A 12,583-nucleotide genomic window follows, 5' to 3' on the forward strand; every position below is an offset into this window, starting at 1 on the left:
GCGCGCCGCGCGCCCCGGCGGCTCACAACTCGGGGGCGCTCACACCCGTACGAGTGAGGGCGTCCACCACCGCGTCCACCACGGCCTCCACGTCCGGCACCCAGGGCTCGGCCGAACCGGGCAGCGGCGCGCGCTCCCAGCGGACCGGGCCCGCGCCCGTCGTGGACGGCGGCAGGGTGATGTACCCGCCCTCGCCGTGGAAGCGCAGGGAGCCGGGGACGAAGTCCTTGGCGTACAGGAGCTCGCCGAGCTGCTCCATCGTGTAGGGCGCCACGAGGATCATGAGGCGCTCGGAGGTCGCGAGCACCGGACCGAGCCGGATGCCGGTCCGGTCGAGGACCGCGAGCGCGCGGGCGCCCGCGGCGGCGGGCAGGCTCACGGCGCAGGGCGCGCGCCCGCCGGCCGGCCCGGAGGAGGCGCCGGTGGCGAGCACGATCGGCGCGTCGGGGCGCTTCGTCCACCACCAGCGGACCATGCGCGCGTCGGTCGTCGCCGCGAGCAGTCCGGGGTCGAACGGGTGTGCGCCGGGCACCGTGCACTCCGGATCGGGGCACGCGCAGCGGACGCCGTCCCGACGCCCCGCCGTCTCGAGCCCTATGCCGGGCAGAACCGGCCACCGCCACGCTGTCGCGAACGTGAGGGCCGCGCTGAGCAGGTCAGACTTCCCGTGGTCACGCTTGGACAGGAGCCTGCGTCGCCTTCCGGGGATCTCACGCATGAGCGCTCGTTCCTTTCCGTTGACCGAAGAGAACGCTGTGGGCCACATCACACTATGTGTCGAACAGTCACTGCGCGTACATGGTGGAGCGCCTGGCCTCGGCCGGGACCGCCGGCCCGGACAGGGGGAACCCCCATAGTCCGAGCGCCTGCTGTGTCCTTCAAAAGCCTGGCGTGGGGTGGCGACGCCTGGCGTTTGCCGTCCCGCGTATTTCTCGCCGCCTCCCTCGCGGGAGGATGGGGCACGGTCGTCGATGGTTATGACGCCCGGGTCCGTCACCAGGTTCCGGGGTCTCGATCCCAACTGGCCCTGGTCTTCACCGAGTACGTACCCATCGTGACCGTGGTGACGCTCCGTCGAACCAGGCCAGTCGACCGCAATACACCCATCCCCCGGTCAGTTTTTGGCCAAACTGGAATGGGATGAATCAGCAGGGTTTCACACGGTCGATCCGAGAAGGTTCAGAGATCACGTCAGAACAGCAGTCACGTGACCACCACGGACACCAGGAATCCCAGCAGGACAATGCTGGACATCCCCTCTCCAGTGCGTGTAGATGTGGAACCACTGCTGGCGGCGCAGAGCTGATAAGGCTGACATGGGGGTTTGCCATGCAATTGAGCGAAATGCACCGGTCAGAAAGCCGGAAGCCATGACAACCCCGCGCCTGCCGAAAGTGGCCGGAATCGATGCCCCTCCTGGACAGGTTCCCCCTCCTGCCCACACGGTCTCGTCCGCCGCCGCCCCCGCACCGTCACGGACACCGGCCGCGTCGCCGCCGACGCCCGCCCCCTCCGCCCTGATCCAGGACCGCCTCGCCGGCTGGGTCTCGGACCTCACGACCCTGCACGAACTCACGGAGCGGCTCGCCCGCACCGCCGTGCTCGAGGACGCCCTGCACGAACTGCTGCGCGCCGGAGCCGCCCTGGTGGGCGCCCGGCGCGGTCTCGTCGTGCTCGAACCGGGCGACGGCCGCGGCCCCGACACCACCGTCGGCCTCGGCCTGTCCCGCCCCGACCTCGGCCACATCGAGACCGTGCCGCGCGGCGCCACCTCGTACGGGCGGATCCTGGACGGGCTCACCACCGACCCCGAGGTCCACACCGACCTGCTCTCCGAGGACGGCCTCGACCCGCGCCACCGCGAGGTCGCCGCCCGCCTCGGCTACGCGGCCAGCTACGCGCTGCCGCTCGCCACCGACGCCGCGGGCCGGATCGGCGCCGCCGTCTGGCTCTACGACGAACCCGCCGAGCCCGTCGAGCGCCAGCGCCACCTCGTGGGCCTGTACGCGCGCTACGCCACCGAGCACCTGGACCGCCTCCTCGAACTGGAGCGCACGCGCGCGTGGTCGCGAACGGTCTCCGACGAGCTGCTGCCGCCCCGGCTCCCCCGCGTGGCCGGCGTCCAGCTCGCCGCGCGCCACCGCACCGGACCGCGCGGCGGCGGCGACTGGTACGACGCCCTGCCGCTGCCCGAGGGCGCGCTCGGCCTCGCCGTCGGCTCGGTCACCGGCTGCGGCGCGAGCGCGGTCGCCGCGATGGGCCGGCTGCGCGCCTCCCTGCGGGCGTACGCCGTCATGGAGGGCGAGGACCCGGTCGCGGTCCTGTCCGACCTCGAACTGCTGCTGCGGCTCACCGAGCCCGCGCGCAGCGCCACCGCCCTGTTCGCCTACTGCGAACCGGCCCAGCGCAAGATCGTTCTCGCGGGTGCGGGACACAGTCCGCCGCTGCTGATCGGCGCCCGCCGCACCGAGTTCGTCGAGACCACGCTGTCCGCGCCGCTCGGCATGCTCGCCTGCTGGGAGGCGCCGAGCACGGAGGTCGAGCCCGAGCCGGGCGAGACCGTGCTGCTCTACACCGACGGGCTGCTGCACCGCACCGGCGACCCCATGGACCGCGCCTTCGCCCGGCTGCACGCGGCGGCCGCCGGCGTCCCGCGCAGCATCCGCGACGACCCCGGCGCGATCGCCGACCACGTGCTGCACGCCGTGCTCCCCGACGGCCTCGACACCGCCGACAGCGACGAGGACGTCGTCCTCCTGGCCGCCCGCTTCGAGTAGGTCGCACAGGAACCCGCGCACAGCCTGTCAGGGACCTCCGGCCCTGGCCGCCCTTCCGTACGCTCGTACGATGGAGGGGGCCATCGCCCTATACAGGCTGCAAACAGGAGGAACCGTGTCGGAGGAGCTCACCACCCCGGAGACCCCGGAAGACGAGCCCATCAAGCAGCGCAAGAACGGCCTCTACCCGGGCGTGTCCGACGAGCTCGCCGAGAACATGAAGGCCGGCTGGGCCGACACGGAGCTGCACGACCTGCGGCCCATCGCCCAGGCCACCGAGACCGCCGCCCGCCGCAAGGCCCTCTCCGCCCGCTTCCCGGGCGAGCGCATCGTGGTCCCGGCGGGCAACCTCAAGACCCGTTCGAACGACACGGAGTACGCCTTCCGCGCCTCCGTCGAGTACGCGTACCTGACCGGCAACCAGACGGAGGACGGCGTCCTCGTCCTGGAGCCCACCGCGGACGGCCACGAGGAGACGATCTATCTCCTGCCGCGCTCGGACCGCGAGAACGGCGAGTTCTGGCTCGACGGCCAGGGCGAGCTGTGGGTCGGCCGCCGCCACTCCCTCACCGAGGCCGCCACCCTCTACGGCATCCCCGCCTCGGACGTGCGCGAGCTCGCCGACGCGCTGCGTGAGGCCACCGGCCCCGTCCGCGTCGTGCGCGGCTTCGACGCCGGCATCGAGGCGGCCCTGGCCGACAAGGTCACCGCCGAGCGCGACGAGGAGCTGCGCGTCTTCCTGTCCGAGGCCCGCCTCGTGAAGGACGCGTTCGAGGTCGGCGAGCTGCAGAAGGCCGTCGACTCCACCGTGCGCGGCTTCGAGGACGTCGTGAAGGTGCTCGACAAGGCAGAGGCGACCTCCGAGCGCTACATCGAGGGCACGTTCTTCCTCCGCGCGCGCGTGGAGGGCAACGACATCGGCTACGGCTCCATCTGCGCCGCCGGCCCGCACGCCTGCACCCTGCACTGGGTCCGCAACGACGGCGCGGTCCGCTCCGGCGACCTGCTCCTCCTGGACGCGGGCGTCGAGACGCACACGTACTACACCGCCGACGTCACGCGCACGCTGCCGATCAACGGCACGTACACCGCGATCCAGCGGAAGATCTACGACGCCGTGTACGAGGCCCAGGAGGCCGGTATCGCGGCTGTGAAGCCCGGTGCCAAGTACCGCGACTTCCACGACGCCGCGCAGCGCGTGCTCGCCGAGAAGCTCGTCGAGTGGGGCCTGGTCGAGGGCCCGGTCGAGCGGGTCCTGGAGCTCGGGCTGCAGCGCCGCTGGACGCTGCACGGCACCGGTCACATGCTCGGCATGGACGTCCACGACTGCGCCGTCGCGCGGACCGAGACGTACGTGGACGGCACGCTGGAGCCCGGCATGGTGCTCACCGTCGAGCCCGGTCTGTACTTCCAGGCCGACGACCTGACGGTGCCGCAGGAGTACCGCGGCATCGGCGTCCGGATCGAGGACGACATCCTCGTCACCGAGGGCGGCAACGAGAACCTGTCGTCCGGTCTGCCGCGGCGGGCCGACGACGTCGAGGCGTGGATGGCCCGCCTCAAGGGCTGACCGTCGTCACAACACACACGAGAACGCGCCCCTTGTAGTGGTCACACCGCTACAAGGGGCGCGTCCTTCTTCCACTTGAGGATCTTGTCGAAGCTGACGACGGCGCCGCCGTGGCCCGGCCGGTTCACGAAGTCCACGTGGTCGGCGAGTTCCTCGATGAGACACAGTCCGCGGCCGTTCTCCGCGTGCGTGCTCGGCGCGCGGCCGCGCACGGCGGGGAAACCCGGACCGGAGTCGGCCACCTCGATGCGGCAGCGCTCGCCCTCCAGGTAGGCCGTCACCTCGTACGCGCCCGAGGTGTCGCCCGTCTCGGAGGCGCCGCCGTGCTCCACCGCGTTCGCACACGCCTCGCTGAGCGCGACCGACAGGTCGTAGGAGATGTCGGGGTCGACGCCGGCCGTCTCCATGGCGCCCAGGAGGAGGCGTCGGGCGAGCGGGACGCTCGCCGCTTCGCGGCGCAGACGGAGGGACCACCAGATGCTCATGCTCCCGCCTCCCGGCCGCGGCTCGACATACCGATACGTATTGCCGTCACCGCCCGCGCGCAATCGCGCGGTTGACGTGATACCGCCCATATGGCGGATGCGATCCGTACTGTCCCCGTTGTAAAGGAGATCTCCAGGAAGCTCGACAGGGAGATCGACGGGGAGATCGACAGGGAGATTTCCGGACCTTGCGGACCTGCCGCACCGCGCCGAGGGGCCCAGTGCGATGATGAGGCCGCCATGTCTGCCCCCCACCCGCGCCAGGCGCGCAGCGCTGCCGATCTCCGGCTGCTGAGGGCCGCGGTGTTCGCCGCGGTCTGCGTCGTGCTGTCCGCGGCGGGGCACGTTCTCGGGTCCACGGCCACCGTCCCCCTGTGGACGCTCTCGCTGGGCTTCCTGACCGTCTTCTGCGCCGCCGTGCCCCTCGCGGGCCGCGAGCGGTCGCTGCCGGGTATCGCGGCGCTCCAGGGCGTCGGGCAGATCGGCCTCCACACGCTCTTCGGGGTCGGCCAGCAGCACAGCACCATGGCGATGGGCACCGGCGAACCGTCCGTGGTCGAGCGGGCCGCGCGGCTGATGTGCGGGGCGGGTGCCTCGGCGCTCAGCCCGGTCCAGGCGCAGCGGATCCTCGACGACGCCGGGCTGCCGAGCGGCGAGGCACAGCACCACATGACCGGCGCGGCCGGCGTGATGGCGCTGATGCCGTCGCTGCCGATGCTGCTCGGGCACCTGCTGGCCGCGGCCGGCGCCGGCTGGCTGCTGCGCCGCGGCGACCTCGCCCTGAGCGGCGCGCTGCGGCTCTCGCGGGCCTCGGCGCAGTCGGTCGCCGAGGGGGCGTTCGTACGGTCCTTGCGGGCTGCGCTCGCCCTCGTGCGCGTCCTGCGCGCGGGTCTTCCGGAGGCTCCCTCGGGGCTCGGGTGCGCGCCGCGTGCCGGGTTCCCGGCGCCGCCGCGGCTGCGGGCCGTCGTCCTGCAGCACTCGGTGAGCCGGCGCGGGCCGCCCGCCGACGAAGCGTTCCTTCTCGCTGCCTGACACGGCATCCGTACTCCACCTCCACCACGTGACGCGAGGGGTGAGGCGCGCTGCCGTGCGGCACGCGCGCGTGCCCGTCCCCGGGCGCGCTCCTCATCCTCGGAATCCTCGGAATCCTTCGTCGGACCCTGTGACGGGTCCCGCTGAACGTGGAGTTCTCATCTCATGAAGAAGATGTCCCGCGCCGCTCTCGTCGGTGCCGCCGCCGTCTCCTCCGTCGTCCTGCTGTCCGCCCCGGCCTTCGCGCACGTGTCCGTGCAGCCCGAGGGTCCGGCCGCCAAGGGCGGTTACGCCGTGGTCGACTTCAAGGTGCCGAACGAGCGCGACGACGCCTCGACGGTCAAGCTCGAGGTCTCCTTCCCGACCGACCACCCGCTCGCCTCGGTGATGCCCGAGCCGGTGCCGGGCTGGGAGGCGAAGGTGACGAAGTCGAAGCTGGACAAGCCGCTGGAGATGCACGGCGAGAAGATCAGCGAGGTCGTCTCCAAGGTCACCTGGACCGCGACCGGTTCGGGTGACGGCAAGGGTGTGCGGCCCGGCTACTTCCAGAAGTTCCCGGTCTCCGTCGGCCAGCTGCCGACCGACACCGACCAGCTCGTCTTCAAGGCCCTCCAGACGTACGACGACAAGGACGTCGTGCGCTGGATCGAGGCCCCGCAGGAGGGCCAGGAGGAGCCGGAGAACCCCGCGCCGGTCCTCGCCCTGACGGCCGCCGAGGAGGACGGTCACGGGGCCGCGGGCGCCGCCGCCAAGGACGACAAGAAGCATGCCTCGGCCTCCACCGAGACCGCTTCCGACAGCTCCACCAGCGACACCACCGCCCGCACGCTCGGCATCGTCGGCATCCTCGTCGGCGCCGCCGGTGTGGCGTTCGGCGTCCTGGCCGGCCGTCGGCGTACCAACAACTGAGCCACCCTCGGTTCCGCGCCGGGGTCGCGGTGGGCGACCCCGGCGCGGGCCGGACCCTCACCTATGGGACGTTTTTCTATGCGCAACACCATGAAGAAGACGAACAAGCCGTCGCACGACAAGAAGGCGGGCAGGAAGACCCTGTTCGCCGCCGCCGGACTGGTCACGGCGGCCGCCTTCGCGCTCTCCGCGTGCGGCACCGGCAGCGACGACAGCGCGAAGCCGGTCACCGAGGTGTCGACCGAGGCCGGTTCGCAGAAGGCCGCGACCGTGCTCGACAAGCCTTTCGAGAAGCCGGACCTGGTCCTCACCGACACGCACGGCAAGAAGTTCGACCTGCGCGAGCGGACCAAGGGCAAGCCGACCTTGATCTACTTCGGCTACACCCACTGCCCGGACGTCTGCCCGCTGACGATGAGCAACATCGCCGTCGCGAAGAAGGCCCTGCCCAAGTCCGAGCAGGACAAGCTCCAGGTCGTCTTCGTCACGACCGACCCGGACCGTGACACCCCGGCCGTGCTCGGCAAGTGGCTCAAGGCGCAGGACGCCGACTTCATCGGTCTGACCGGTGACTTCGCCACCATCCAGGGCGGCGCCCGCACCATCGGCATCTCCATCGAGCCGACCCAGAAGGACAAGAACGGCAAGCTCGTGTCGATGCACGGCACGCAGGTCATCGCGTTCTCGCCGAAGACCGACGCCGGTTACGTCCTGTACGGCGAGGACGCCACGGTCGACGACTACACCAAGGACCTGCCGAAGATCGTCACGGGGGCCAGGCCGTGAGGCGCGTACGGACCCCGCTCGCGCTCGGCGCCCTGACGCTGGCGGCGGGCCTCGCGCTCACCGCGTGCGGCTCCGGGTCCGGCTCGGGTGACGGGGACGCGGACGCGCCGGACGTGAAGGTCGAGGGCGCGTTCATCCCCGAGCCCGCCTCCGGCGACATGGCGGCCGGCTTCTTCCTCGTCCACAACGGCGGCGCGGCCGACACCCTGGAGTCCGTCAGCAGCGAGATCGCCGGCCAGGTCACCCTGCACACGACCAAGGGCGGCGTGATGAAGGAGCAGGCGTCGTTCGCGGTGCCCGCGAACGGCGAGCTGGACTTCGAGCGCGGCGCCAACCACCTCATGTTCGAGAACCTGAAGCGGAAGCCGAAGGAGGGCGACAAGGTGTCCGTGGAGCTGCACTTCGCCGAGTCCGGCACCGTGAAGGTCGACTTCCCGGTGAAGGCCGCCACCTACAACCCGACGTCGCACGCGTCTCATTGAGGGGCTGACCGCACGTGAAGACCATCGCTCCCCGTTTCCGGCACCTGGTGCTGCTGTTCCTCGCCGTCACCGGCGCGCTCCTGGCCGGTGCCGCTCCCGTGTCCGCGCACGCCGCGCTGACCGGCAGCGATCCCCAGAAGGGAGCGGTGGTCGAGACGGCGCCCAAGCGGGTGTCGCTCACCTTCTCCGAGACGGTCGCCCTGTCCGACGACTCGCTGCGCGTGCTCGACCCCGCGGGCAAGCGCGTCGACGACGGAAAGGCCCGCAGCGCCGGCGGCACGAAGTACAGCGTGGGCCTGCACTCCGGCCTGCCGGACGGCACGTTCACCGTCGCCTACCAGGTCGTGTCGGCCGACAGCCATCCCGTCGCGGGCGCCTTCACCTTCTCGATCGGCGCCCCCTCCAAGACCTCCGCGGTACTGACCGACCAGAACGCGGGCGGAGGCGTCGTCGGCGCCCTCTACGGCGTCACGCGCTACCTCGCCTACGCGGGCTACGTGCTGCTCGTGGGCGGCGCCGTGTTCGTCCTCGCGTGCTGGCCGCGCGGCGCCGGGATCAAGCCGGTGCAGCGCGTCGTCGTCGCGGGCTGGACCACGCTGACCGCCTCCACCATCGCCATGCTGCTGATGCGCGGCGCCTACACCGGCTCCGGGAAGCTCGGCGACGTCTTCGACATGACGCTGCTCGGCCAGGTCCTCCAGACGAAGACCGGCGCGGCGCTCACCTCCCGGCTGCTGCTGCTCGCCGCGGCCGCGCTCTTCATCGCCGTACTCTTCGGCGCCTATGTGAAGCGGGCCGAGGACGGCGACAAGAAGGAGCTCAAGGACCTCACCTTCGGGCTCGCCGTCGGCGGCGCGGTCGTCGCCGCCGGGCTCGGCGCCACCTGGGCCATGGCCGAGCACGCCTCCACCGGCATCCAGACCGGCATCGCGATGCCCGTCGACGTGCTGCACCTGCTGGCCGTCGCCACCTGGTTCGGCGGACTGACCGCGCTGCTCGTCGCGCTGTACCGGGCTCCCTCGATCGAGGGCTCGGCGGTACGCCGCTTCTCCCGGGTCGCGTTCGGCAGCGTCGCCGTGCTCGCGGCGACCGGGATCTACCAGTCGTGGCGGCAGGTCGGCTCCTGGTCGGCGCTGACCGGCACCCGCTACGGGCAGCTGCTCCTGATCAAGATCGGGCTCGTGGCGCTGCTCGTCGGCATCGCCTGGATCTCCCGCCGCTGGACCGGCCGGATCGCCGAGCAGGCGCTCACCACGACCGTGGTCGAGCAGCGGACGGCCGGGAAGAAGGAGCCGGTCGAGGTCGGGGGCGGCGCCAGGAGCAGGACGGGTGCCAAGGCCGGCAAGAGCGGCGGCGAGGACGGCGAGAGCGCGGAGCGGGCCGCCCAGCTGGCCCGGCAGCGCGCCGCGAGGGAAAGTGCCCGCGAGAAGCAGGTGCGCGACGCCGACCCGCAGCGCTTCGGACTGCGCCGCTCGGTACTCGCCGAGGCCGGTGTGGCCGTGGTCCTGCTCGTCGTCACCACGATCCTGACCAGCACCGAGCCGGGCCGCACGGAAGAAGAGGCCAAGGCCGCGGGCGCCGCCGCGCAGACGCAGGCGGGGCCGGTCTCCCTGAAGATGCCGTTCGACACGGGCACCGCGGACGGCAAGGGCTCGGTCCTGCTCGACGTGGACCCCGGCCGCACCGGCGACAACGACATGCACGTCTATGTGCTGCGCCCCAACGGCAAGGCCTTCGACGTCCCCGAGGTGAAGGTCGCCTTCACCCAGGAGGCGAAGAAGATCGGCCCGCTGTCCGTCGTGCCCGACCGCATCGCCACGGGACACTGGACGGCAAGCGGCGTACAGATCCCTGTGCCCGGCGACTGGAAGATCGCGGTGACCGTGCGCACCTCCGACATCGACCAAGTGACCGTCACCAAGAACGCGAAGATCGGCTGAACCACCATGGCTGACACCCAGAGCCGTACGGCCCCGGACACCTCCGGGCCCGTCGCCCCCGGCATCTCCCGACGCCGCCTGATCGGCACGGCCGGGGCGACCGGCGTCGCCCTGGGCGCCGTCGGGGCGGGCGCCGGATACGCCGTGGCCTCGGCGAACGCGCCGGAGCAGCAGACGGCACTGACCTCGCTCGGCGCGGACCGGGTGATGTTTCACGGGAAACATCAGCCGGGGATCACCACGCCGATGCAGGCCCGCGGCCATGTCCTGGCGTTCGACCTCGCGGCGGGCGCGGGGCGCAAGGAGGCGGCCGCGCTGCTGCGCCGCTGGTCGGCGACGGCCGAGCGGCTGATGGCGGGGGAACCCGCCGGTGCGGACGACACGGACGTCGCGCGGGACGCGGGCCCGTCCTCGCTGACGGTCACCTTCGGTTTCGGGCACAGCTTCTTCGCCCGTACCGGCCTGGAGAAGCAGCGGCCGGGCGCTCTGGACCCGCTGCCGGACTTCTTCTCCGACCACCTCGACAAGGCGCGCAGCAACGGCGATCTGTGGGTGCAGATCGGCGCGAACGACTCGCTGGTCGCCTTCCACGCCCTGCGCGCGATCCAGAAGGACGCGGGCGGGGCGGCGAAGGTGCGCTGGCAGATGAACGGCTTCAACCGTTCGCCGGGCGCCACCGCGCACCCCATGACGGCCCGCAACCTGATGGGCCAGGTCGACGGCACGAACAACCCGAAGCCGTCCGACGACGACTTCGACCGGCGGATCTTCGTGCCCGGCGCGGGCTCCCCCGACTGGATGGCGAACGGTTCGTACGCCGTCGTACGCCGTATCCGGATGCTGCTCGACGACTGGGAGAAGCTCGGCGCGCAGGCGCAGGAGGGTGTCATCGGGCGCCGGAAGTCGTCGGGCGCCCCGCTCAGCGGCGGCTCCGAGACGACCGAGCCGGACCTGGAGAAGACCGGCCCTGACGGCGATCTCGTCGTGCCGATCAACGCGCACGCACGCATCAGCCGGCCGGACCAGAACGGCGGGGCCGCGATGCTGCGCCGCCCGTTCTCCTTCCACGACGGCATCGCGGCGGACGGCACGCCGGACGCGGGCCTGCTGTTCATCTGCTGGCAGGCGGATCCGCTGCGCGGTTTCGTGCCGGTGCAGCGCAAGCTCGACCGGGGCGACGCCCTGTCGGAGTTCATCCGGCACGAAGCGAGCGGCCTGTTCGCCGTGCCGGGCGGCGCGACGAAGGGCGGATACGTGGGGCAGTCCCTGCTGGAGGGCTGAGCCTCGACCAGGACTCGGGGCGGGCCGGGGCCGGGCCGCATTAGGGTGACTGCATGCCAGCCAGCTACGCGTATCTCGGCCCCGAGGGCACCTTCACCGAAGTCGCCCTGCGCACGCTCCCGGAGACGGCCACCCGGGAGCTGGTCCCCGTGGTGTCCGTACCCGCGGCGCTCGACGCCGTCCGCAACGGCGAGGCCGAGGCCGCCTTCGTGCCGATCGAGAACTCGGTCGAGGGCGGCATCACGACGACACTCGACGAGCTGGTCGCGGGCGAGCCGCTGATGATCTACCGCGAGGTGCTGCTCGACATCACCTTCGCGCTGCTCGTGCGGCCCGGTACGCAGCTGTCGGACATCAAGACGGTGACGGCGCACCCGGCGGCCCAGCCCCAGGTGCGCAACTGGATGCGGACCCACCTGGCGGGCGACGTGATCTGGGAGTCGGCGGCGTCGAACGCGGACGGCGCCCGGCTCGTGCAGGAGGGCCGCTTCGATGCCGCGTTCGCCGGTGTCTTCGCGGCCGAGCGCTACGGGCTGACCCCGCTGGTCACCGACATCCACGACGCGGAGAACGCGCAGACCCGGTTCGTCCTGGTGGGCAAGCCGGCCCGGCCCGCGGCGCCGACCGGGGCGGACAAGACGTCCGTGGTCATCTGGCAGAGCGACGACCACCCCGGCGGGCTGATGGAGCTGCTGCAGGAGTTCGCGATCCGCGGGGTCAACCTGGTGCTGCTGCAGTCCCGGCCGACCGGCACGGGCATCGGCGACTACTGCTTCGCGATCGACGCCGAGGGGCACATCTCGGACCGCCGGGTGGCGGAGGCGCTGATGGGGCTGAAGCGGAGGTGTCCGCAGGTGCGGTACCTCGGCTCGTATCCGCGGGCGGGCGTCTCCGTCGCGGACGTGCGGACGCCGCGGGCCGGGACCTCGGACGGCGAGTTCGTGGCGGCGTCGGACTGGCTGGCGCGCTGCCAGGACGGCCGCTTCTAGGAGGCCGCTTCCAGGACGGCCACCTCCAGGTCGTTCCCCACAGCCGGGCCCGGTTTTCCACCGGCGGGCCCGGCTCTTCGCGGCCTCGACCCCCGGTCCTACCAGCGGATTTTCTTCATCCACAGAAGTTATCCACAGGTGCCCTTCTCGACCTGGGGACAAGTCGACAGGAAGGGGCGATTCCGTCGACAAATCGCCCTACCGACCCCAACTCCCTCCACAGGCCCGCACGTCACCCCTCGTCCACCCATTTCCGTCGATCAACTCTTCAGAGTGAAGCATTTCCACCCGAAAGTGAGTCCGAAGCGGGTTTGGATCGAGAATGCTTCGCT

At 71.7% G+C, this 12,583-nt stretch carries 11 protein-coding genes; 9 read left to right on the plus strand and 2 right to left on the minus strand.

The annotated features are described in order from the left end of the window. Positions 1 to 22: 22 nt before the first annotated feature. Positions 23 to 718, minus strand: a complete 696-nt coding sequence (locus tag ACIBTU_RS04190) for a bifunctional DNA primase/polymerase (protein ID WP_399124341.1) — start codon at positions 716 to 718, stop codon at positions 23 to 25. Positions 719 to 1,370: 652 nt separating this feature from the next. On the opposite strand from ACIBTU_RS04190, the gene ACIBTU_RS04195 reads away from it, so the two are divergent. Both ACIBTU_RS04195 and ACIBTU_RS04200 read left to right on the plus strand, forming a co-directional pair. After that, entirely contained in the window at positions 1,371 to 2,777 is a 1,407-nt protein-coding gene (locus tag ACIBTU_RS04195; protein WP_399124342.1) for a PP2C family protein-serine/threonine phosphatase, read from the plus strand. A gap of 115 nt (positions 2,778 to 2,892) precedes the next feature. Then, a complete protein-coding gene (locus tag ACIBTU_RS04200) occupies positions 2,893 to 4,347 on the plus strand; it encodes an aminopeptidase P family protein (protein WP_399124343.1) in 1,455 nt (484 codons plus the stop codon). A 41-nt stretch (positions 4,348 to 4,388) separates the two neighbouring features. On the opposite strand, the gene ACIBTU_RS04205 is transcribed toward ACIBTU_RS04200, so the two are convergent. Further along, positions 4,389 to 4,832, minus strand: a complete 444-nt coding sequence (locus tag ACIBTU_RS04205) for an ATP-binding protein (RefSeq protein ID WP_399124344.1) — start codon at positions 4,830 to 4,832, stop codon at positions 4,389 to 4,391. A gap of 240 nt (positions 4,833 to 5,072) precedes the next feature. On the opposite strand from ACIBTU_RS04205, the gene ACIBTU_RS04210 reads away from it, so the two are divergent. From ACIBTU_RS04210 to pheA, 7 genes are all read left to right on the plus strand, one after another. Continuing rightward, positions 5,073 to 5,864 carry a hypothetical protein gene (locus ACIBTU_RS04210; protein ID WP_399124345.1) on the plus strand — a complete coding sequence of 264 codons (792 nt, stop codon included), beginning with the start codon at positions 5,073 to 5,075 and terminating at the stop codon, positions 5,862 to 5,864. A gap of 165 nt (positions 5,865 to 6,029) precedes the next feature. Further along, entirely contained in the window at positions 6,030 to 6,773 is a 744-nt protein-coding gene (locus ACIBTU_RS04215) for a YcnI family protein (RefSeq protein ID WP_399124346.1), read from the plus strand. Positions 6,774 to 6,863: 90 nt separating this feature from the next. Further along, on the plus strand, positions 6,864 to 7,559 hold the full coding sequence (locus ACIBTU_RS04220) for an SCO family protein (RefSeq protein ID WP_399124347.1): 696 nt from the start codon (positions 6,864 to 6,866) through the stop codon (positions 7,557 to 7,559). Next, positions 7,556 to 8,041 carry a copper chaperone PCu(A)C gene (locus ACIBTU_RS04225; protein WP_399124348.1) on the plus strand — a complete coding sequence of 162 codons (486 nt, stop codon included), beginning with the start codon at positions 7,556 to 7,558 and terminating at the stop codon, positions 8,039 to 8,041. The genes ACIBTU_RS04220 and ACIBTU_RS04225 overlap by 4 nt, the downstream gene beginning before the upstream one ends. A 14-nt stretch (positions 8,042 to 8,055) precedes the next feature. Further along, entirely contained in the window at positions 8,056 to 9,981 is a 1,926-nt protein-coding gene (locus ACIBTU_RS04230; RefSeq protein ID WP_399124349.1) for a copper resistance CopC/CopD family protein, read from the plus strand. A gap of 6 nt (positions 9,982 to 9,987) precedes the next feature. Continuing rightward, on the plus strand, positions 9,988 to 11,262 hold the full coding sequence (gene efeB / locus ACIBTU_RS04235; RefSeq protein WP_399124350.1) for an iron uptake transporter deferrochelatase/peroxidase subunit: 1,275 nt from the start codon (positions 9,988 to 9,990) through the stop codon (positions 11,260 to 11,262). A gap of 53 nt (positions 11,263 to 11,315) precedes the next feature. After that, entirely contained in the window at positions 11,316 to 12,251 is a 936-nt protein-coding gene (gene pheA, locus ACIBTU_RS04240) for a prephenate dehydratase (RefSeq protein WP_399124351.1), read from the plus strand. The last annotated feature ends 332 nt before the right edge of the window (positions 12,252 to 12,583 follow it).

This window comes from Streptomyces sp. NPDC050145 (assembly GCF_044460245.1).
Taxonomy (GTDB): Bacteria; Actinomycetota; Actinomycetes; order Streptomycetales; family Streptomycetaceae; genus Streptomyces.